Below are 20,634 nucleotides of genomic sequence, written 5' to 3' on the forward strand. Positions count from 1 at the left end.
GCATGCGGAGTCGTCGCAATCATCCTGCTCGCTGTGTTTTATCCCGTCAAGCCGCATAACGATCTGGTCAAGTATCGTCGGGAGGATACAGAAGAAGTAGCAAATATCGTTGATGAGAGGGTGTAGGGCGTGAACCAAGTTGACAGAGAACAAATGCAGGCGGCTTTTCGGGATCTGGCGTCATTGTCATGGGACTTGTATCAAAGGCTCTTGGCTCACGGATTCAAGCCAAGCGAAGCCCTTCAGTTGACGGCCGCATTTGTCCAAACGTCTTTTGCTCCGAAATGAAAAAATCCCCTAGCGCGAGGTGAGAGTCGCGATAAGGGAGCAAAAGTAAACAACTTACCGCTACATTACCACGAAAGGAGACGGCTTGACAATGCCTATCCTTGATGCTGCACACAACGGCCGACCCGATCCGCAGGACAAGCCTCTTGATATTATCGCAGAGTGCGCCTGCGAATGCGGTCAATATATCTATTTTGGAGATCGTGGAGTATTGCGATACGACGGCGATTACTTTGCCAGCTATAGGTGCTTTGGTCGACATTCTGGTGTCGAGGAGATGGAGCGCGAATGGTCCTGAGCGCCTGCTGTAGCGCCCCTGTCGTCAAGCGCACCTGTCTATCATCTGTCTTTACTGTCCTCATATGCGCCCATTGTGGCGCATTATATCCCCATATTAAGGAGGGTCCATATGGCCCAGCAAAACAGCCAACTGTCGGTCATTCACAAGAACCTTGATTCGTTACTGGAATCGAAGCGTGAAGCGATGCCTTCCGGATTTAACAAGACAAGGTTTTTGCAGAATTCTATGGCCGTGCTGCAGGACACCTACAATATCGAAAAGTACGAGCCTACGAGCGTCGCCCGAACGATGTTGAAGGGTGCATTCCTTGGTCTCGACTTCTTCAACAAGGAATGCTATGCGGTCCCGTACGGCAATACGCTGCAGTTCCAGACGGACTACAAGGGCGAAAAGAAGTTAGCTAAGAAATACAGCGTCCGCCCCGTGAAGGACATCTATGCGAAGGTGGTCCGCGAGGGTGACGAGTTTATCGAGGAGATCGTTCATGGCAAGCCGTCCGTATCCTTTAAGCCTAAGTCGTTTAACAACGGGGAAATACTCGGAGCATTCGCGGTTGTCCTTTACGTTGACGGAACGATGGATTACGACACAATGACGTCCCAAGACATTGAAGACATCAAGAACAACTTCTCCAAGAAGAACAAGGATACAGGGCAATTTTCCAAGGCGTGGACCATTGAAGCTACCAAGCCGGAGATGTACAAAAAGACGGTTCTCCGCCGGCTCTGCAAAAACATCGAACTGGACTTTGACACGATCGAGCAGAAGAAAGCTTTCGAAGATGCTGCTGACATGGACTTCAACCAGGATCCCAAGCCCAAGCAACAGAGCCCGTTCAATCCTTCGGTCGTTGAGGCTGAGTACGAGGTGTTACCTGATGCTGCTGACCAAGGATAACTATTACTCTGTCGAGGCCAACCGCGAATACCTGTCTGTTAGCCAGTTTAAGGGCTTCCTTCCCTCTTACGGGGGATGCGAAGCCCGGTCGATGGCGGAGCTTGCAGGGGAGTATACACGGCCAGACAAGACGGCATTTGACGAGGGCCACTATCTCCATAGCTGGAATGAAGGCACGCTCGCAGAGTTCAAGGCGAAAAATCCGGATCTCTATTCCAGCCGCGGCCCAACTGCCGGGCAACTAAAGTCTAACTTCAAGCACTGCGACAAGATGATAGCCACATTGGAGAGCGACGAACTGGTGATGAAAGTGTTGGCCGGTCAGAAAGAAGTCATCCGGACCGCTGAACTGTTCGGCGCCCAATGGAAAATCATGATGGACAGCTACCAACCGGGCATAGCATTTGCGGATCTCAAGGCGATCAAGGACATGGACGACAAGTTCTGGAACGGGCAGATATACGAGAATTTCATCGACCATTACGGATACAACCTCCAAATGGGGATTTACGCCGAAGTCGAGCGCCGAGCTGACGGCCGGGATAACTGGTTGCTGCCGCATATGGTGATCGTTACAAAACAGGATCCGCCCGACAAAGCCATTTACTATTTTGCCTTCGCTGAGATACAAGCCGGCTTAAACATCGTGGAGAACAACATTGGACGGGTGCTAGACGTGAAATCGGGCCGGGCAGCGCCGGTCCGCTGTGAAAAATGCGACTATTGCCGGGCAACCAAGAAGATCAAGACCATCAAGCACGTTTCCGAACTATCCCTTTACTGAGGTGATCACATGCCGATCGGAGATTTTAACCCAGCGCCGAAGCCATCGGCCAAGAAACAGAAGACAGTACAGAGCCGGCGCGGAGATATTGGAGCGAAGGCAGATAAGCAGCTTAAAGAGCGCTCCAAGGGCATCTGTGAACGCTGCGGAAAGGCTGAAGCTACCGAAAGGGCGCATATCACCGGGCGTCCCCATATCGGCCATAATACGACCGTCTTGGACTTGGTACACCTATGTGCCGCTTGCCATGACTGGCTTGATGAGAGCCCGGACGGAATCCAGACCAAACGCATGGTCGCTAACATGCTCAACTCAGCAACGATCGCACAGGAGTAGGTGGGAGGTATGAACGGATGGATTAAACTCCATCGCAACATGCTCGACAATCCTGCTGTTTGCAAGGACGCCGAACATCTGGCCGTATGGGTGTTTTTACTCCTCAATGCGACCCACAAACCATACGACACGATGATCGGCGGTAAGCGTGTAACCCTCCAACCGGGGCAGCTTGTAACGAGCAGAGTCACGCTATCTGACGAATTGGACATTTCGCAGTCGAAGGTAGAACGCATCATAAACTTGTTCAAAATCGAACAGCAGATTGAACAACAAACTTTCTCAAAAAACCGCGTCATATCAATACTTAATTGGCACAAGTACCAAGAGAGTGAACACCAAAATGAACAAGAAGTGGACACCAACCGGACACCAAGTGAACACCAACCGGACACAAACAAGAATAAAAGAATTAAAGAACTTAAGAACACAAGAACTGAAGAACAAAAAAACCTATTGTTCGCTGCTTACACATCGAACCCTGATTTAATCTCTTGTCTTGATTCATTTTCCGAATTACGCAAGAAAATCAAAAAGCCTTTGACGGATAGGGCGATAACATTACTACTCGGTAAACTGGATGAACTCGCAACCGGTGACGTTGACAAGATCGCCATTTTAGAGCAATCCATCTTGAACAGTTGGCAAGGTATATTTCCGCTGAAGGGAGAGACGGGAAATGCACAACCTAGGGGACGCCCTCCGCGAGGCAGTGGAGAATATGACCTCCTCTCCCTCTGAGGACTATTACTGCCCGATCTGCAAGAATCTCGTCCCGAAGAAGATTGTTATGCTTCTCGGCAAAGAGAAGACGGTGCAGCCGCGCTGCTCCTGCGAAGTCGCTGCTCACGAAAAAGAAGTCCAGGCGATGGAGGATCGAAAGGCTCAAGCAGAGATCGAGCGGAAGTTCCAACACGCAGCCCTCGGCCAACGCTTCCTGACCTACACCTTTGAAAACTTCGGCAATCGGCCGGGCAGTGAGCGAGCGGTCGACATCGCCCGGAAGTACGCACAGAAGTTCAATCCAAAGAACGGTTTATCGCTCCTGATGTGGGGCGAGCCGGGAAACGGAAAAAGCCACTTGGCCGGTGCGATATACCATTCGGTAAAGGGGCACGGTTTCATCTCGGTATTCCAGAGCATGCCTGAACTACTAGGCCGAATTCGCAGCACCTTCCGCAACCAGTCGAAGGAATCGGAATACGAGATCATGGATGCCGTTCTCAAATGCGACCTTCTGATTTTGGATGATATCGGCGCTGAGAAAATCAGCGATTGGGTTGTCGAGGTCATCTTTCGAATCATTGACGGCCGGTATCGAGACAAGAAGCCGATCCTGTTCACAACCAACTTTACGCCGACCGAGCTTCTAAACCGATTTATGCCTGAGAAGCCCACGGTCGAGCAAGAGATTGCAGCCAAGCGAATCCATGATCGGATACTTGAAATGTCAGTCATCGTCGAGAACAAATCCAGCAGTTACCGCAGGGAAGTCGCGAACGAACGAGCGCGGAGGCTCATTGAGGAATGATGCGCTACGAAATCCTCAAGGAAATGGTCAAAGTAGCTGAGGCGCTGGAGCGACCGGGACTAAGCCGAGAGCAGTCGACGAGAGGTTGGGCTAAGTACAACGAACTCGAATCAAAACTTGCCGCTCTAAACGCCTCTGAGAAGGCTGCAACACACTCGCCGCTACAAGAATACTCGGAAGATTCTGAAAAGACTGAAAACGAGCCTGAGAGCGTCCCAAGCGATCCCCGAGAGCGCGCCGCTCAGTACGTGCGCAGGATACTCGCTCCCGAAGCGAAAAAGCGAGGGCGAGCCAAATGAATCGGTACAGGCACAGCGAAGCGCCGGCCGTATGGGAGAGTTACAAATGGCTGCTCAAGGACAAACTCGAATATATCGACCGACTAGCTAGGTTGATGTACTCGGACTTGATAAATACTGGCATGCGGAAGACCGAGGTACTAGCGTTCATGCGCGAGCACTTCGCAGGACTATGGGAAGAGGTCGCAAGTGAACAAGAAGCCATAGTGAACGGGAGGAAGCCTCGATGAGGCTGGATCCACTTTTTCAAACGACGTACCAAGAACTTATTTACGACGACGACGGGCTGATCGGCGAAATATACACGCTGCCTGAACGGATGGCAGAGAACAAAGGAGCGAAAGCGCATGACAAGATACGTGGGTATCGATCCCTCAACGAAGACCGGACTCGTCATCTTAGACAAGCACGGCGAGCTGATTGACGCGGTAGAGATCACCGCCGAAGGCAAGGACCCCAGCCGAATGATCGACATCATCGAGCAAGTCATGAGCAGCATCGAAGATAACGACTTTGTCACTATCGAGGGATTTGGCTTTGCGTCACAAAGCGGATTTTTGCTCGGCGGTATCGGCTGGGGAATCCGCATGGACCTCTACTCGCGACGAATCAGTTACGACGAGGTCGCACCGAATGCTCTGAAAAAATTCGCGGGAGCGAAGGGCAACGTCAAGAAGGACGAGCTGGCTGTTCACATCTACAAGCGTTGGGGCTTCGAACATGCCTCTGATAACGTCCGTGACGCCTATGTGCTAGCGCAGATCGCCCGAACCGTCCGTGAGGCTAAGAGGGGCTATTACGATGGTCTCACAGCTTATCAAAAGGACGTTGTAGATGTCATCCTGACGCCTCCGGTTAAAAAGCCGCGGAAAAAACGTGGTGCTTGACCATGGCCCAGTACAACGAACCAGGAGAGCAGGTAATCCTATGGCCGGAAATGGGCCCAGCGGAGGCAGAGGGCGATGAAGTGGACGAACGCGACGGATAGCGAACTGCTGACGATTATGGCTCATGACACAATGGCGAGAGCAAGCGACATCATTGCAGCATCGGACGAGTACAAGCGGAGACATCCTGCGCCCAAATATCGCAAGGTCGATTTACAACAGATCATCACGAGGAGGCCAGCAAAATGACAGACAAAGAGCCGCTGCCTTTTGCGGACGAGGAGGCGTTGGACGATGACGGCGATAAGGCCGGTGTATGTATACCAACTGACGCCTGAGCAACTTGCAGCAGTTGATGCTGGCGGCGTATCTATTGCGGGATTGCAATTCGGAGAGCCGATTCGGATCGAGCAACCGGATAGCATAATCAAGCGAATTGACATTGAGATAATGCCACAGAAGCGCAAGGGGCCCCCAAAAAAAGCGTTTGTCTCATACGAGCAGTATCTACAACTCCGCAATACCGGATTCACACGTCTGGAAATCTGCGCCAAGTACGATATCCGGATCAGCCTGTTAAAACGGTATCTGACCACTTGGGGCATTGGCAGCAAAACCGACGAAGCAGCAGCAATGAGACAGGCCAAATAAAGCGCTAATAGCGCAATAAGGCGCCCAGTAAATCCATAAAGGGAGATAGAGATATGACCGCTCGAGACAGCATAGCAGAGGACTTTAGCGATATGTTCGCGATCGGCTATACGGTAGAACAGGCCGTTAAAGTAATGCGTGATGACGCGAGTGTCGACCAAGACGCTCTCGACTCTTACATCGCGGAAATGGAGGCGGAGGAGGTCTAAGGCGCGTTAACCGCCGCCTCATCCAGCATTAAACGGAAAGCCGTGACCTCTCTCCGCATCAAATCAGCCGGGATACGCTGAGAGAGTAACCACCTCTCAAAACGGCGCACCCGGTCACCAGATAGATAGGCATCTGCCTCGGCAAAGTATTGATAGGCGAGTTCGGACATTTTTAGCACCTCGGAGGGATCTATATGCAATGGGACGAGAAGCAAAACCCGACAATGGCACTCGATACGCTAATCGGAAGCAAAATTCGCTTCACTGGAAAAGGCGGATATGACAGCGAGAACGAGCGAGCAAACAGGATGCTCGTCGTCGGAGAATCGTACACCCTAGAATCAATCGATGTTGGCGGATGGAGATCGGAAGTTCATCTCAAAGAGATCCCCGGCGCTAGATTCAATTCGGTAATGTTCCAAAATCAAGTATAACGCATGTTCGCGGGGAAGGGGATAAGGATGAAGGCACTCAGCCTGTTTTCGGGAATAGGTGGTATCGATTTGGCCTGTGAGTGGGCTGGCATCGAGACAGTGGCCTTCTGCGAGCGCGAGCCGTTCCCTCAGAAAGTGCTGCGCAAGCACTGGCCGGACGTCCCTATATACGACGACGTATGCACCTTAACGAAAGAGAGGCTAGACGAAGATGGAATCGGGCCAATTGACCTTATTCACGGAGGATATCCTTGCCAGCCTTTTAGTACAGCCGGGAAGCGAGAAGGCGAAAACGATGACCGTCACCTCTGGCCGGAGGTACGCCGACTACTTAAAGCCATCAGACCCCGTTGGTTTGTTGGAGAAAATGTTGCTGGTCACGTCTCATTGGGCCTCGACGAAGTGCTTTCTGACCTGGGAGACGATGGATACACCGCAAAAGCGTTTGTTATTCCAGCTTGTGCCGTCGGGGCATTCCACAAGCGATCCAGAGTCTTTATTGTGGCCCACCTTAACGGCGTCCGAGTGGAAGGGAGCAGCGCGGAATCGCTACTGGGGAAGCCCAGAATACCGTACCGACAAGCTCAGCCCTCGTTTCAGGACGCGGAGAGAAGACATGACACATTTGAATCCAGATTATGCCGAAGCCTTCATGGGCTTCCCGACGGGGTGGACCGTGTTAAAGCCCTCGGAAACGCAGTTGTCCCTGCCCAAATCTATCCCATCTTAGCAGCTGTCAAGCATCTAGACGACATGCTCTTTGCGCGAAGCGCCATCGTCGCGACCGAATCACCCAGGGCGTAGCCCGGAGGACGAATCAGGTCTATCAAACCCATTAAGGAGGATGGATATGCGACGGTTCAAGAAGCGCCAGTTAAAGAAATACTTCCGGCGAGCAGCAGAAGGCATGAAGCGCGGCAAACTCACTCCGTTTTATGCGCATCGCATTGCCGAGTGGGTGTCCTTGTACATTGACAATAAGTATCTGACGGAGTTTCGTCCGTGGTGGTATGACCAGGGCTGTCGACACACTAAATCCGACTTGGCCGCAGAATATAAGCGCCACTTCGAAAAATGGTTTGCGGAGATGGAGCAGATCTCAGGAATCGAACTTATGCCTATTAACGAATTCAGACGATCGCTCCCTAAGCGGGTCAAGCTTCGTCCGCGCCAAATGCGCAAAGAGAAAGAGCAACCGATCCGCAAACTGCGAAACCCACAGTTATTCCGCATCAGGACCAATAAAGGAAATGAGTACGTCACAGGCGAGAAGGTATTCGAGATTAACGAACACGCCTTCTTCGCCCATCACAACGGCGATGTATGGGTCGTGAGCGACGTCGCCATCGGAGCAGCCATCACCTATGACCGGCGCTACAAACGAGCCGTTGAGCGCGCCAGAGAGGTCATTGAGAGGCGATTCGATCAGTATCTCGATTTGCTCGCAAGACACGGAGCTTAACCCATTAGCCCAAGGAGGCATATACGGATATGCAACTCACGGTCAATAAAACCGAGTGCCCGCGATGCGAGAAGATGTTTTTCGAATGGGACTCAACCAAGCAGGAATATACCGGCTCCGGCATCGTCATGCGCGTGACCTACATCCTTGCCGATCCTGAGTACGTACGAGACGGACAAATCATTATGGCAATCGAGCCATGGAGGGAAACGGCATGACGGATACGGTAAACAAGCAGCACGCTTTCGAAATGCTGAAACGCGAGAGCAAGGACGGCAACTGGAGAGAAGATGTGCAAGTAGGTCTGAGTGTAGCTGCTGAAATGATCTCATTGATGCCGCCCACCCCATCCACCCCGGTACAGGGATACCGGGAGGCGCTGATAGATCGATGCGCGGACCTCAATCATTACGATGATGATCAGTTTACGCCGCCGATGTGCATCGACGAGCTGCCGGAGGCTGATGCCGACGATGTTATGGATTGGCCGTACGATATACTCCGCGCCTGTGCAGACAACGTATACGGAGTAATGGAGGACGACGGCATGCTCTCCGGTGCGCAGCCTGCGGACCAGCTTCGGGAGGCGTTGGATGTCGGCAATGACGTGCTGACCGCGCAGCTCGTCGACGAAGTTCAACGGCACGCTAAGGCGGTAGCGTCAAACCATCGATTGCGGGCGGCGCTGGAATCAATCAGCGACGAGATGTGCGATGACGACTCTCCAAGAGCGCAGCGCATTAATAAGATCATCGACCCAGCCCTCTCCCAGACGGACATACAGCCTAGCGGATGGATACCGGTAAGCAGACGTATGCCGGAGGTACAGACGCCCGTTCTCGCAACATATTCGACAAAAACATATATGGACAAGACTCGGAGCGTCGTAGTCATGGCGCAGTATTTTCCGGCGAAAACGGTCAAGGCTTGCGACTTTTTGCAAGATGGCGTGGATGGCGATTACGACGAAGACCAGGACGAATATTTCGTACCCGAGGGATGGTGGGAGTCTTCAGACGAAGCCGAAACGGTGTACGCTCTGACGCATGACGTAACCCACTGGATGCCGCTGCCGAAGCCTCCCGGCATCAATAGCACAGAGGACCAGCCCAGACCAAGACGGACGACAACGATGCGTGAGTTGATGTACGAGTGCGACATCGGCACAGAGGACGACCAGCCCTGATGTACTGGCAGATCATCGACAAGGGAGACAGGCGCGCCCTCGCCCTCGCGGATCGGCATTATACCCGCCAGACACCGGGCAGCAATCAATTTTGCAGGCCCGGTCGTAACCTGGTCCTGCTCGGCCAGGACGCAAAGGCGCTATGGGTAACATGGTCCGGCATACGGGACGACGGCTGGGAGGCGTGGGAATGTACGATTTACCGCAACGAGAGTCCATACCTCTCTAGCCACCTCATAACGCTGGCGATCGGCATCACGAGCCGCGAGTGGGGCGCGCCGCCGCCTGACGGCCTGATAACGTACCTCGGCAAGCACCTGCGAGGAGGATGCTTCCACGCGGCAGGCTTCCGTAGCGCTGGCCGGAGCAAGTCGGGCAAGGAGTTGCTGCAATTGACCGCAGACCGCTGGCCTCCGCCGTTGGAGGCATACGAGCCGCAGCAACGGTTATTTTGATAGCACAGAGGAGGAAGAGACGGATGATTAAGCTGACGGAAGTTTTGTTAGATGGGCAGCGAAATGTGAAGATGCAAAATCCCGTGTATGTGCCAACTGAAGTTGTCGTCAAACCTTGGCATGAGTTTACATCGGTAATTGTGCCCAATGGTGGACAATACATCGTCACCGAATCCCCCGAAGAAGTCGTCCGCAAGATCGTGGATTATAAGCTGGCGATGGTGCGGTACGAATCAACCCACCCTTGGTTGATCAGCGACGGTCTGGCTACTCTGTGCGATCTCGCAGGAATAGGAGCTGACTCCAAATGAGCGATAACACAATACGAGAATTGTCGGACGCCCAACTGTTCCAAGAGTGGAAAATCAACAATAACAATAAAATCATGTACGAGATCAGCCGTAGGCAGCAGATCGCGGCAGGGAAACGTTGTTTAATCTGCGGCCATACAGAGGCATGGACCGGTCCGATTACTTCCTGTGGATGCGTAGATTGGAATGATTAGGAGAGGAGACCATCCATGAGCGATAACACCCCTAAGCCCATGAGCAAAGCCCGCCGGGCCATATGGGACAAGTCAGGCGGCAAGTGCTGGTATTGCGGATGTGAGTTGCCGGAGCGCGGCTGGCATGCGGACCATTTTGAGCCTATTCGACGGAACTGGTGGACCGATACCTGCCTCAATCCGCACAACGAGCGTGAGGACAACAAGGTCCCAGCCTGCGCCTCCTGCAACGTGCAAAAGGGTCCCCTGTCGCTGGAGCAGTTCCGGGACAAGATTGCTGGATTTATCAATAGCCTCAACCAGTACCACACACAGTACGACGTAGCCAAGCGCTACGGACTCATACAGGAGACACAATCACCGGTTACATTTTGGTTCGAGACGAGGGAGGCGCATCCATGACCAACACCTCTGATATACAGACGATATGGCAGGGAGACGACGCCGAATACGTCTACTACACCGAAGCGCAGTTTGACGAGATCGTAGCCGAATTCGTAAAGAAGCCAGCAGACGAAGAAGACCGCCGCCGCCAAATGATCGTTCTCAAGCTTGTATGCGACCTCCGCAATTATCGCGGGCAGGCACAAGCCCAGCTAGACGCCAAGGATACGGAGATAGCCCGGTTGACAGGCCGCATCATGCAGCATCGTATTGCATTGGGCTATGAGATCAGCTATGAGATTGAGCCGGACAGTGACATCCGGAATCACTTGGAAGATACTTTCCGCGCCCAGCTCGCCGAGAGAGACGCCACAATCGCAAAGCAGGCCGCGAAGATCGAGAGCATGCAGAAGGTCGCTGACGCCAAATTCGTGTTTTGGAACAAAGGCGACGAAGAGGCACGATGGGCGATGCAGGAGGAGAACATTCGTCTGCGAGCTGACCACAAGATTATGCAGGAGAGTTTGGGCAGCATTCGCGAGTACAGTTCGGACCCCGAATCCCGGCGAGCTGCTACGGCCTGCCTCCAATCCCTAAAGGATCCAAACCCATGATCAAAGATCAGGCAGCGCAACTCGCCCATAACATGGACGACGCAGAGGTCAAGCGACGTATCCAGCAGATCGCACAGCGGCAATGGGATCACTGGGGCATATCCATCCCCAATACCAAGGTGATGCTGCTGGCAGAGCTTGAGCACTACAAGGATAGGGCAGATCAATTAGAGGCGCTGAGAGGCGAGCTAGAGGCCAAAGACATTGTTCTAGAGCGCATAGCGACGTATGGAGGTCTTAAGACGGGTGACGTTGCAATGGATATGCAAACGGCGGCAGACGAGGTCCTAAATCGTTTCAGGAAGGAAGAGATAGATGGCTAGGGCGATAAGATTCCGGGGACGTCGCAAGGACAATGGTGAGTGGATATACGGATGGTTGGTCATCCAGCCTGACGGGACGGCCTTTATCTCGCAATTCTACAAGCGCGGCGAATGGGTTGAGGTCGATCCCGAAACGGTAGGGCAAATGGTCGATGAGCGCGACGGTGTTGAGTATTTCGAAGGCGATACCGTCAAGTACATCTCCAAAGAACAAACCGGAACGAGAGTGAAGTACAAAAGACGAGGATACGATTCTTTTGCTGAATATAGTGACATCGAAGTCACAGGAGTCATCACCCGAGGCGAACACGATGGCATGCTGACTTGGATTGTGAAGACCGATCAATGCACGAAATATGAGAGCTATTTTTGGGGCGAAGGAAAGCGATCAGACAAGCCTCGTATCATTACCAATAATTTAACCAAACCATTCAGCATAAAGCGCAAATACGAAATAGTTGGCTCTCCCCATCTACTGGAACAGGGGGAGAAGGGATGAAAGTATGGGTCGTAAGATATGCGCTGTCTGCGGGCATCAAGGAGTGCGAGGGCGAGGTTTCGAATACAAGCAACGATATGGTTGTTGTAAACCGTAACCAATTCTACCACGGCAAAAATCGTGACTGGTTTGATAATGAGGCTGACGCAATTAAGGCAGCCGAGGCGATGCGTCAAAAGAAGATAGAAAGCCTCCGCAAGCAGATCGCCAAGCTTGAAAAGCTGTCCTTTGAGGGAGGAAAGACACTATGACCAAGAAGAGTATCGATTTTTTCAAAACGAGCAATATGGCGGTCGAGATCAACATTATGCGTTGCGTTCACTGCGAAGGTGAGTTTTACGAGCTGGAGGACAAGGAGCTAGACGATTGCCCTCTATGCGGCAATGGATTTGACGAGGAGCCGGTCAAGGAGGCGTACGATTCGGAAACGTATACGCTGATCGTTGACCACAAGACAGGTATTCCAAGCGTCATCCGTAACGACGAGTACGAACCAGTCACCAAGGAGCCAACACTATGACCAGTACCGAGCCTATGACCTATAATCCGGGGCCGGAGTTTGATAGACGAATTGCAAATCTGATCGGTTACGTGTCGATGACAACAGCCGTAAATCTTGACGGGACATACGGATACACGCCTGCATACTCCACCACCTGGGAAGGAATGCGCTTAGTCGTAGAAGAGATGCAGCGTAGGGGATGGGACTTGGGTTTGTTCACGGACCATGAGGGCTGGCTGGCTGAATTCATCATCCTTGAGAACGGGAGTTTAGCTAAGGGCCGTGCAGAAACCGCACCTCATGCTGTATGTCTCGCCTGTATAGCTGCTATAGAGGGACAAAAGAAGGAGGTATAAACCATATGGGAGCCATCCAAATATCACTTGACATATACAAGATGGACGAGGAGGCGACCAAGCAAGCAGTCGAGAAGTACCTCAAATATGCCCGAGAATACAAGGTGACCGAGTACATCCCCGAAGAGCCGTCCATGACCGCATCCTACAGCGACATGCCAAGGAGCTACACTGGCCTCACAAGCAATCAGACGGGGGCGCTGGCTATTGCCAACGTAAGCGAGCAGGAGAGGCGCAAACGGCACGTAGAGCGCGCAGAGCAGGCCATATCAAGGCTAGGGACGCGGCAGCAAAGGCTCATCCGCATGCTGTATCTCGATGATGACGATGTAGCTGACGCAGACGTCGCCAATGCGCTTGGGTTTAGCGATCGACACTATAGGCGCATAAAGTCATATGCGATATACCGGTTAGCCACATCACTAAGGCTGCTCGTACTTAAGGAGTAAAAATTATGGCCGGTTTATGTCCGCTCTGTGTCCGATTAATTGACTAAAACCATGATATATTTATATTAGGTCAGACGTTATTCGTGGGGTGCGGAGGCACTCTCTTGAGGACGACGAATGACGTTTGACCATCACATACGACATAACTACCACTGACTTCGGTTAGTGGCTTTTTTTATGATCGGAGGGATCGGCAATGGCGCGATTGCTCGAAGGAAAGCGAAGGATATGTACCGGAGCCTACTACACGATGGAACCGGTTGGACTGAAAATACGCATAAAGATCGTTGTGAGATGGTACGCTTACCCGTTCTTGTGGTTTAAGTATCGGAATAGTACAAAGGAAATGCCGGAATAGACGGGTAAATACTTCGAACTTCTGCAATAAATGCAAAAACACCGCCGGATGCTTTCCGAGCGGTGCAAAGCTAGTTTACCAAAAATTAGATGATCTGACAACGGGGTGAGTCAATGAGTGTTACATTCGTCGTCCTGTGCCTTGCCGCCACAGTCTTGTTCGGCGTCTCCAGCTATTTACACGTCGAGCGAACGTCGAAGATATGGGCCGCCGAACGGCGCGACATGCTGGATCGCCTGATGAGCAAGGACCTCGTCGAGTACAAGCAGATGCAGCCGGCAGCCGCTGCGCCGAAGTCGGAGCCGATCGATATGACCGACGAGGAAGAGTGGGCACGCGAGATCGAGATGCAGAAATCGGGGGCTGGTTAAGATGGCCGCTTCGAACAAGATTAGACACCCGAAAAAGAGGGCGTTTCTCGCGGCATATGCCCAAACGGCGAACATAACCCAATCGGCGAAGGCGGCAGACGTCGAGCGCGGACTGCATTACGTCTGGATGCAGAATGATCCGGTATACGCCGCTGCCTTTGAGTCTGCCAAGGAAGAAGCTGCCGAATATTTGGAGCAGGAAGCCCGCCGCCGTGCCGTTCATGGCGTGGATGAGCCTGTATTTTACCAGGGCGAAGCCGTCGGTAAAGTCCGCAAGTATTCGGACACGCTGCTGATCTTCCTGATGAAGGGCGCTATGCCTGACAAATACAAGGACCGAGTCGCACAAGAGCATAGCGGCCAGATGCGGCATGAGGTGAATCTGGAAGGGTTGAGCGAAGATGAGCTCCGCGAGCGAATTAACGACGAGCTTGCGAAGGTTGCAGACCTACAGGCTCGAACTGGAGCGCCGCCTCAAACATAACCGGCTTGAATACTATCGGCCGCACCGCAAGCAGGAGGCTTTCCACCGCTCCGCCAAGCGCAACAAGTGGGCGTTCGGCGGTAACCGTACTGGGAAGACGGAGTGCGGCGCCGTAGAGGCTGTGTGGCGCGCTAGAGGCAATCACCCTTATCGCCGGATCGGTAGGCCGACGAATGGCTGGGTTGTTTCTCTGACGAACGAAGTGCAGCGCGACGTCGCCCAAAAAAAGGTGCTGTCTTACCTGAATCCCGCATGGATCAAGGATGTGTATGTGCGGCAGGGCAAACGCGACGATCCAGAGAATGCGATCATCGACTTTATCCTGGTTGAGTCCGTGCACGGCGGCGTCAGCACGATCGCGTTCAAGTCTTGCGACCAGGGGCGAGCCAAGTTTCAAGGGACGAGCCAGGACTGGGTATGGTTCGATGAGGAGCCGCCCGACGACATCTATGCCGAATGTAAGATGCGCGTCGTGGATACGCGGGGGGATCTGTGGGGCACGATGACGCCGCTGCAGGGTCTCACGTGGGTGTACGACACGATTTACATGAACGAGATCGGGGATCCGCAGATTGAATATTGGCTCATGCAGTGGGCCGATAACCCGTTCTTGCATCGGGACGAGATCGCACAGCTCGAAGCGACGATGTCGGAAGAGGACCGCGAGGCCCGGCAGTACGGAAAGTTCGTCGCGATGTCCGGCCTCGTCTATAAGGAGTTCGATGAGGACGTCCACGTCATTGACCCGTTCGATGTGCCGAAGTCCTGGTACGACAACATCAGCATTGACCCAGGCCTGGACGCGCCATTGTCGGCTCACTTTTACGCGGTGGACCCGACGAGCAACACGGTCTATGTGATCGAGGAGCATTATCAGGCAGGCCAGTCGGTCGAGTGGCATGCCGATGAGCTGCGCAAGATCGCTGCGCGTCTTGACTGGCAGTTCACGCCTAACGGCTACCTACAGACGCTGATCGACTCGGCGGCCAATCAGAAGACGCTGGCCGCCGAGAAGACGGTCACCGAGCTGTTTTGGGAGCATAAGGTCATGGCCGATACCGGCGTCGAGAAGGATGTCTGGACCGGCATACAGCGCGTTAAGCAATTCCTGAAGCTTCGGCCCTATTCACAGCCAGATGTCTGGCCGCGTGGGAAGCCGAAGCTTTTCATATTCCGCAATTGCGTGAACATGATCCGCGAGATCAAGTCGTATCGCTGGAAGCCGCAGCATACGGCGCAGGACGGTCCAGAAAAGCCGATCAAGAAGAACGACCACGCGATGGATGACCTGAAGTATTACATCATGTCACGGCCGGACCTGGTGCCCGAAGGACCGAGCGTGCAGAACGCCGTGTCGCACGTGCAGCAGCTCGATCAGCAGCATCTGCCGGCGGCGCTGCGTGAAGACAACGATCCGGTATCCTGGCATGACCTGTAAGGGGAGGAGGTGGAGCATTGGCTGACAAGATCACGGAAGAGATGGAGTACCACCAGATCGAGGACGAGTTCAAGGCGGCAGACTCCGCGCTGGCGCAGACGCATGCGGAGTGGCGCGAGTACGACGCCTATTACATGGCGGACCAATGGGCCAAGCAGCGTGCGAGCTGGCGGCCCGATCCCGTCGTGAACTACGCGAGCTATATCGTCGACCAGAAGCGTCCGCAGCTCACGAACAGCCGTCCAACCGGCATACTGCTGCCGACCGCGCAGGGCGACGAGGATGCGGCGAAGCTGTTCACACAAGTCACCGACGTCATTGGCGAGCGCGTCGACCTGGACAGCCGCACGGAGGAAGTCGTGCAGGCAGGACTGCTGCTCGACATTGGATGGTTCAAGGTTTACTGGGACCAGTCGCTGAAGGGCGGCCAGCCAGGCAAGGGCAATGTCTGGCGCGGTGACGTCGCCGTTGAGGCACCGGACCCGGCCAATATCTACTTTGACCCGCAGGCGGCAACGGTGGAGGAGTGCCGGTACATCATCTACGCGGTGCCAAAGACGGTCGCCTGGATCAAGGACAAGTTCGGCAAAGAGGTCGAGGCCGATTCGTCCGGGCGCTTCAGCACCGATATCTACGACCGTCCGTACGTGGATCGCAAGGATAGCGTGATGCTGTTCGAGCGATGGGCCAAAGAGGACGGCAAGCTGAACGTGACGTACGCGGCAGGCGGCAAGATCCTGAAGAAGATTAAGGACATCTACAAGCACGGCCGGTATCCGTTCGTCCCGTTCGTCGCGAAGAAGCGCCGCAAGTCGATCTTAGGCATTTCGGAGATCCGCAACATCATGAGTAACCAAAAGCTGCTGAACAAGCTGGTCGAGATGCCGTCTACGGCGGCACTCCTCACGGCTAACCCGATCGCGCTGATTGATCCGATGTCCGGCATCGACAAGAACAAGTGGATCAGCAAACCGGGTATGACCTGGTACGCGAAGGATCCTCAGAAATCGGTTCATTGGCTTCAGCCGCCGAGCTTCCCGGGCGACGTGTACAAGTTGGCGGACATGCTGCAGGGCTACATCGAGCGCATCGGCGGCGTATATGACGCGCTGACGGGAGAGACGCCGAGCGGTGTCACGGCGGCCGCGGCGATCCAACTGCTTCAGGAGCAGGGTAGCATCCCGATCAAGGGGATCGCCCGCAACCTGTACGCCTCTATCACCGAGGTGTACAAGCAGATGGTCGAGCTGGTGAAGCAGTTTTACAACGAGACGCGGTACATCCGCATCACGGGCGAGGATGGCGGCTATGAGTTCATCGAGTTCGAGGCAGCCAAGTACGCCGACGTGGACTTCGACATCAAGGTGAGCGCCGGCGCCGGTACACCGACCAGCGAGGCGTTCATCGCGCAGCTCGGCGAGGAGTTGTTCAGCAAAGGGCTGCTTTTGGGTTCGGAGTACGTCGACATGCAGAAGAACCTGCCGAACAAGGATCGCATCGTCGCTCGTCTCCGCGAGCAGGAGGCCATTCCCGCGCCGGCCGCGCAGCCACAGACGGGTGGAACGCCGCCGGGCGCTATGCCAGCACAGGCACAACCAGCGATGCCGGCGGCCGCGCCGCTCGGTCTGCCGGAGCAACCGACGCTGGATGACATATATGCCGCGTCTCCGCCGGAGATTCAGCAGCAAATTGACTTGATGGCCGGACAGGGTATGAGCGAGCAGCAGATCCTGGAGCAGCTCATGCAGATGGTAAAACGATAACGGGCCGCCGGTGAGAGTCCAGTGGCCCTTGCTATAAAACATAACCCGCGGCGTTGATCGAGTGGAGTTGCGCCGCCCACTCAGGAGGTATTCATATGTTTAGATTCAGACTGCACCCCCTCTTCGAGGAAGACGGGGGCCTTGACGTTGGCGGCAGCGCCGCAGCGTCCGATACTGCGCCGCCTAGCGTTGCGGCAGATGGTGATCCATCCGGTTCGGGGAGCGCCCCCGCGCCAGGCGCAGAGGGTACGACAGCGACGCCGGACGTCACGCACCAGGAGTCGTTCGCGGCTCGGCTCCGGGAGGAACGGCAGAAGCTGGAGAAGGATTACGAGCCGCTGAAGGGCGTCCAGTCGACACTGGAGCGCATCGCCAAAGCGGCCGGGTTCGATTCGCACGCCGAGTATCTGGCCGCGCTGGACGAGCATGTGTCGCAGCAGGCAGCGGAACGCGAGGCGCAGCGGCTTGGCGTTGACCCGGCGACGTACGACCAGTACTTCAAGCCGGTGAACAAAGAGCTGGAAGCCACGAAGGCCCAGTTGCAGAAGCTTCAGCAGGCGGAAGCGGAGCGCCAGGTGCGCGCCGACATCGACACGCTGAAGGCCAAATACCCGGACTTCGACACGTACCGCGACAAGACATTCGACCTGGCGATCCAGAGGGGCTACAGCCTGGAGGACGCCTATATCATCACGAGCCATGCGGACAAGCTGGCCGCGGTGAGCAAGGAAACGGAGCAGTCCGTGCTGGCGAATCTCGCGAACCGCGAGTCGCGGCAAATCCTGCCGGGCAATGACAAGCCCGGGGACACGACGCTGGACGTCTCGAAGATGAGCGTTAAGGATCTCGAGGCGATCTCGCGCCGTGTCCAGAATGGGGAGCGCATAACGCTCCAATAACAACGTGAGGTGAATCATCCATGGCAACGACGCAAACCACGGGCACGGCTGGCCTGGCCCCTACGATTCAAACGTACTATGACAAGAAGCTTGTCGCGCGCATGCTACCGAATCTGACGTTCATGAAGTACGCACAGAAGCGTCCTATTCCACGTAATGGCGGCAAGACGATCAACCTGCGCAGCTTCACACCGCTTGCGCCGGCCACGACGCCGCTTACGGAGGGCGTAACGCCTGCAGGCAACACGCTCGCGATGACCGAAATGACGGCGACGGTCCAGCAATACGGCGACTTCGTACAAGTCTCCGACGTGCTTGACCTGACGGCCATCGACCCGGTCCTGGACGAGACGGCCGATCTGCTCGGCGAGCAGGCAGCGCAGACGCTGGACGCCGTCGCACGGGACAACCTGAATACCGGTACGTCCGTGCAATACGCGAATGGGCGCGTCAGCCGCGTCACCGTGGCCGCAGGCGATAACCTGACCGTGCTGGAGATCCGCAAAGCGGTTCGTACGTTGAAGCGTAACAACGCCAAGCCAATCGACGGACGGAACTTCGTGGCGATCGTCGAGCCAGGCGCCACGTTCGACCTGCAGGGCGACTCGAAGTGGGAAGAGGCGGCCAAGTACGCTGGATCGACACAGATCTTCGATGGTGAGATCGGCCGTCTGTACGGCGTTCGCTTCGTCGAGACGTCGCTGGCGAAGAAGTTCGCAGGCGCCGGTGCCGCAAGCGTGGACGTGTACAGCACGCTCGTGTTCGGCAAGGACTCCTATTTCATGACGGACATCGAATCGAGCGGCGCGGTGAAGAACATCATCAAGCCGCTGGGCTCCGGCGGTACGAGCGATCCGCTCGACCAACGTGCGACGTCCGGCTGGAAGGCGCTGTTCACGGTGAAGATTCTGCAGCAACTGGCTATGGTGCGCATCGAGCACACGGTCAGCGGCTAAATCGGAGGAGGGGCAACCCTCCTTCTATCATTTCAACAATTATTCGGAGGTGCCGACATGGCAGAGAACCAGAAGACGGCTGAAGAGCTGGCGGCAGAGAAGGCCGCAGCGGATAAGGCAGCGAAGGCTGCGAAGGCTGCGGAGAAGCTCACGGACAAGGACTTCGATAAGGCGGCATTGTCGACCGGCGAGCAGCTCGCGCTGCAGGACAAGGTGCGCGTCCGCGTTTACCTCGATCCGGATGCCCGCGACCAGCTGGAGGCGCAGGAACAGGCAGGTGGTAAAGTGGTCTGGCCGTACACGACGGTCCAGATCAACGGCTATACGTACCAGATCCAGCTCGGCAAGGAAGTCGAAGTGCCGGAATCCGTCGCTGAAGTGCTTCGCCAGTCGAAGCTGATCTAAATCCATTACAGGAGGGCGCTCGCCCTTCGCTGACAGGAGGGTGAGCGTCTTGCTTTTAATCGAGATCGTCGAAGAGATTCAGGAGCGGTCGACCAAATCGCTTTCTATGCCGTCCATCATCCGCAAGATCATCCAGGTCAAGAACAACATCAAGCGCATGCACAGCACTGACGTCGAAGTATCCCGGCTCGATCTGGAGCCGAACCTTTCCACTTACCCGTTACCGTGCCCGGCCGGCAGCATCGTCGAGGTGCTGGTCAACGGTGCGCGATGTCCGCAGCAGGGACTACAGGAACACGGGCATTCCCGGTACTATTCCATTCTCAATAAGACCATCGTCATACTCCCGGCGCCTACGGAGGCGATCACGCGGGGGCTGACGATATTCCACAAGACATCAAGCCGGGCCTTAACGGTAGGCGATCTGAACGCTGAGCCGGATATGGATCCGGATTATCATATGCTGCTGGTTTGGGGCGTCCTGCAAGAGACGACCGTAGGCGCCGAGGCAGCGGACTATAAAGCGCGGTACGACAATCTGCTACCGGACTATGTTATCGCAAACCAAGCGCCTGCTGCATCACAGATACGACTGGAGGAGTGGTGAG

Annotated in this window: 34 protein-coding genes; 33 read left to right on the top strand and 1 reads right to left on the bottom strand. The window is 54.8% G+C overall.

Going from position 1 to position 20,634, the window contains the following annotated elements:
• The first annotated feature begins 697 nt into the window (after positions 1-697).
• From VQ071_RS07635 to VQ071_RS07680, 10 genes are all read left to right on the top strand, one after another.
• Positions 698-1,486, top strand: coding sequence for a RecT family recombinase (locus VQ071_RS07635; protein ID WP_340513307.1), 789 nt, complete (start codon positions 698-700; stop codon positions 1,484-1,486).
• The gene (locus VQ071_RS07640; RefSeq protein ID WP_340513309.1) at positions 1,467-2,270 is read left to right on the top strand and encodes a PD-(D/E)XK nuclease-like domain-containing protein; all 804 of its coding nucleotides are present in this window, start codon (positions 1,467-1,469) and stop codon (positions 2,268-2,270) included. Before VQ071_RS07635 ends, VQ071_RS07640 begins: the two co-directional genes overlap by 20 nt.
• 9 nt (positions 2,271-2,279) lie before the next feature.
• A complete protein-coding gene (locus VQ071_RS07645; RefSeq protein WP_340513310.1) occupies positions 2,280-2,606 on the top strand; it encodes an HNH endonuclease in 327 nt (108 codons plus the stop codon).
• A gap of 9 nt (positions 2,607-2,615) precedes the next feature.
• Positions 2,616-3,347, top strand: coding sequence for a hypothetical protein (locus VQ071_RS07650; protein WP_340513311.1), 732 nt, complete (start codon positions 2,616-2,618; stop codon positions 3,345-3,347).
• Complete coding sequence (locus VQ071_RS07655; RefSeq protein ID WP_340513312.1) at positions 3,286-4,137, top strand: ATP-binding protein; 852 nt, start codon at positions 3,286-3,288, stop codon at positions 4,135-4,137. Before VQ071_RS07650 ends, VQ071_RS07655 begins: the two co-directional genes overlap by 62 nt.
• Positions 4,134-4,436, top strand: coding sequence for a hypothetical protein (locus tag VQ071_RS07660; protein WP_340513313.1), 303 nt, complete (start codon positions 4,134-4,136; stop codon positions 4,434-4,436). The genes VQ071_RS07655 and VQ071_RS07660 overlap by 4 nt, the downstream gene beginning before the upstream one ends.
• Positions 4,437-4,783: 347 nt before the next feature.
• A complete protein-coding gene (locus tag VQ071_RS07665) occupies positions 4,784-5,323 on the top strand; it encodes a hypothetical protein (RefSeq protein ID WP_340513314.1) in 540 nt (179 codons plus the stop codon).
• 75 nt (positions 5,324-5,398) lie between these two features.
• A complete protein-coding gene (locus tag VQ071_RS07670) occupies positions 5,399-5,572 on the top strand; it encodes a hypothetical protein (protein ID WP_340513315.1) in 174 nt (57 codons plus the stop codon).
• Positions 5,573-5,617: 45 nt separating this feature from the next.
• On the top strand, positions 5,618-5,974 hold the full coding sequence (locus tag VQ071_RS07675; RefSeq protein WP_340513316.1) for a hypothetical protein: 357 nt from the start codon (positions 5,618-5,620) through the stop codon (positions 5,972-5,974).
• A gap of 53 nt (positions 5,975-6,027) precedes the next feature.
• The gene (locus VQ071_RS07680) at positions 6,028-6,183 is read left to right on the top strand and encodes a hypothetical protein (RefSeq protein WP_340513317.1); all 156 of its coding nucleotides are present in this window, start codon (positions 6,028-6,030) and stop codon (positions 6,181-6,183) included.
• On the opposite strand, the gene VQ071_RS07685 is transcribed toward VQ071_RS07680, so the two are convergent.
• Positions 6,180-6,353 (bottom strand): hypothetical protein, encoded by a 174-nt coding sequence (locus VQ071_RS07685; RefSeq protein WP_340513318.1) that lies wholly within the window; start codon positions 6,351-6,353, stop codon positions 6,180-6,182. The two genes, VQ071_RS07680 and VQ071_RS07685, sit on opposite strands and share 4 nt — an antisense overlap.
• Positions 6,354-6,377: 24 nt before the next feature.
• Here VQ071_RS07685 and VQ071_RS07690 point away from each other — a divergent pair, with 24 nt between their 5' ends.
• The 23 genes from VQ071_RS07690 to VQ071_RS07800 all read left to right on the top strand — a co-directional run bounded on the left by VQ071_RS07690 (position 6,378) and on the right by VQ071_RS07800 (position 20,633).
• A complete protein-coding gene (locus VQ071_RS07690) occupies positions 6,378-6,617 on the top strand; it encodes a hypothetical protein (RefSeq protein WP_340513319.1) in 240 nt (79 codons plus the stop codon).
• Between the two features lie 27 nt (positions 6,618-6,644).
• Positions 6,645-7,421: a DNA cytosine methyltransferase gene (locus VQ071_RS07695; RefSeq protein WP_340513320.1), complete on the top strand. Its 777-nt coding sequence runs from the start codon at positions 6,645-6,647 to the stop codon at positions 7,419-7,421.
• 46 nt (positions 7,422-7,467) lie between these two features.
• Positions 7,468-8,079, top strand: a complete 612-nt coding sequence (locus VQ071_RS07700) for a hypothetical protein (RefSeq protein WP_340513321.1) — start codon at positions 7,468-7,470, stop codon at positions 8,077-8,079.
• A gap of 29 nt (positions 8,080-8,108) precedes the next feature.
• The gene (locus VQ071_RS07705) at positions 8,109-8,297 is read left to right on the top strand and encodes a DUF3850 domain-containing protein (protein WP_340513322.1); all 189 of its coding nucleotides are present in this window, start codon (positions 8,109-8,111) and stop codon (positions 8,295-8,297) included.
• On the top strand, positions 8,294-9,265 hold the full coding sequence (locus VQ071_RS07710; RefSeq protein WP_340513323.1) for a DUF551 domain-containing protein: 972 nt from the start codon (positions 8,294-8,296) through the stop codon (positions 9,263-9,265). The genes VQ071_RS07705 and VQ071_RS07710 overlap by 4 nt, the downstream gene beginning before the upstream one ends.
• Complete coding sequence (locus VQ071_RS07715; protein ID WP_340513324.1) at positions 9,265-9,720, top strand: hypothetical protein; 456 nt, start codon at positions 9,265-9,267, stop codon at positions 9,718-9,720. Before VQ071_RS07710 ends, VQ071_RS07715 begins: the two co-directional genes overlap by 1 nt.
• Positions 9,721-9,743: 23 nt before the next feature.
• Positions 9,744-10,031: a hypothetical protein gene (locus VQ071_RS07720; protein WP_340513325.1), complete on the top strand. Its 288-nt coding sequence runs from the start codon at positions 9,744-9,746 to the stop codon at positions 10,029-10,031.
• Positions 10,032-10,240: 209 nt separating this feature from the next.
• Positions 10,241-10,627 carry an HNH endonuclease gene (locus VQ071_RS07725; protein ID WP_340513326.1) on the top strand — a complete coding sequence of 129 codons (387 nt, stop codon included), beginning with the start codon at positions 10,241-10,243 and terminating at the stop codon, positions 10,625-10,627.
• On the top strand, positions 10,624-11,223 hold the full coding sequence (locus tag VQ071_RS07730; RefSeq protein ID WP_340513327.1) for a hypothetical protein: 600 nt from the start codon (positions 10,624-10,626) through the stop codon (positions 11,221-11,223). Before VQ071_RS07725 ends, VQ071_RS07730 begins: the two co-directional genes overlap by 4 nt.
• A complete protein-coding gene (locus VQ071_RS07735) occupies positions 11,220-11,546 on the top strand; it encodes a hypothetical protein (RefSeq protein WP_340513328.1) in 327 nt (108 codons plus the stop codon). Before VQ071_RS07730 ends, VQ071_RS07735 begins: the two co-directional genes overlap by 4 nt.
• The gene (locus tag VQ071_RS07740) at positions 11,539-12,045 is read left to right on the top strand and encodes a hypothetical protein (RefSeq protein WP_340513329.1); all 507 of its coding nucleotides are present in this window, start codon (positions 11,539-11,541) and stop codon (positions 12,043-12,045) included. The genes VQ071_RS07735 and VQ071_RS07740 overlap by 8 nt, the downstream gene beginning before the upstream one ends.
• Complete coding sequence (locus tag VQ071_RS07745) at positions 12,042-12,296, top strand: hypothetical protein (protein WP_340513330.1); 255 nt, start codon at positions 12,042-12,044, stop codon at positions 12,294-12,296. The genes VQ071_RS07740 and VQ071_RS07745 overlap by 4 nt, the downstream gene beginning before the upstream one ends.
• Positions 12,293-12,565 (top strand): hypothetical protein, encoded by a 273-nt coding sequence (locus tag VQ071_RS07750; RefSeq protein WP_340513331.1) that lies wholly within the window; start codon positions 12,293-12,295, stop codon positions 12,563-12,565. Before VQ071_RS07745 ends, VQ071_RS07750 begins: the two co-directional genes overlap by 4 nt.
• The gene (locus VQ071_RS07755) at positions 12,562-12,903 is read left to right on the top strand and encodes a hypothetical protein (RefSeq protein WP_340513332.1); all 342 of its coding nucleotides are present in this window, start codon (positions 12,562-12,564) and stop codon (positions 12,901-12,903) included. The genes VQ071_RS07750 and VQ071_RS07755 overlap by 4 nt, the downstream gene beginning before the upstream one ends.
• A 5-nt stretch (positions 12,904-12,908) precedes the next feature.
• Positions 12,909-13,352 carry an ArpU family phage packaging/lysis transcriptional regulator gene (locus tag VQ071_RS07760; RefSeq protein WP_340513333.1) on the top strand — a complete coding sequence of 148 codons (444 nt, stop codon included), beginning with the start codon at positions 12,909-12,911 and terminating at the stop codon, positions 13,350-13,352.
• A 471-nt stretch (positions 13,353-13,823) separates the two neighbouring features.
• On the top strand, positions 13,824-14,081 hold the full coding sequence (locus tag VQ071_RS07765; RefSeq protein ID WP_340513334.1) for a hypothetical protein: 258 nt from the start codon (positions 13,824-13,826) through the stop codon (positions 14,079-14,081).
• Between the two features lies 1 nt (position 14,082).
• The gene (locus VQ071_RS07770; RefSeq protein WP_340513335.1) at positions 14,083-14,565 is read left to right on the top strand and encodes a hypothetical protein; all 483 of its coding nucleotides are present in this window, start codon (positions 14,083-14,085) and stop codon (positions 14,563-14,565) included.
• Entirely contained in the window at positions 14,522-16,003 is a 1,482-nt protein-coding gene (locus VQ071_RS07775; protein WP_340513336.1) for a terminase large subunit domain-containing protein, read from the top strand. The genes VQ071_RS07770 and VQ071_RS07775 overlap by 44 nt, the downstream gene beginning before the upstream one ends.
• Before the next feature lie 17 nt (positions 16,004-16,020).
• Positions 16,021-17,766 carry a portal protein gene (locus VQ071_RS07780; RefSeq protein ID WP_340513337.1) on the top strand — a complete coding sequence of 582 codons (1,746 nt, stop codon included), beginning with the start codon at positions 16,021-16,023 and terminating at the stop codon, positions 17,764-17,766.
• Between the two features lie 95 nt (positions 17,767-17,861).
• Positions 17,862-18,665: a hypothetical protein gene (locus tag VQ071_RS07785; protein WP_340513338.1), complete on the top strand. Its 804-nt coding sequence runs from the start codon at positions 17,862-17,864 to the stop codon at positions 18,663-18,665.
• A 20-nt stretch (positions 18,666-18,685) separates the two neighbouring features.
• Positions 18,686-19,621 (top strand): N4-gp56 family major capsid protein, encoded by a 936-nt coding sequence (locus VQ071_RS07790; RefSeq protein ID WP_340513339.1) that lies wholly within the window; start codon positions 18,686-18,688, stop codon positions 19,619-19,621.
• 57 nt (positions 19,622-19,678) lie between these two features.
• On the top strand, positions 19,679-20,026 hold the full coding sequence (locus VQ071_RS07795; RefSeq protein ID WP_340513340.1) for a hypothetical protein: 348 nt from the start codon (positions 19,679-19,681) through the stop codon (positions 20,024-20,026).
• Positions 20,027-20,075: 49 nt separating this feature from the next.
• A complete protein-coding gene (locus VQ071_RS07800) occupies positions 20,076-20,633 on the top strand; it encodes a phage adaptor protein (RefSeq protein WP_340513341.1) in 558 nt (185 codons plus the stop codon).
• Position 20,634 lies beyond the last annotated feature (1 nt).

It is taken from the genome of Cohnella sp. 56 (assembly GCF_037963805.1).
Classification (GTDB): Bacteria; Bacillota; Bacilli; order Paenibacillales; family Paenibacillaceae; genus Cohnella.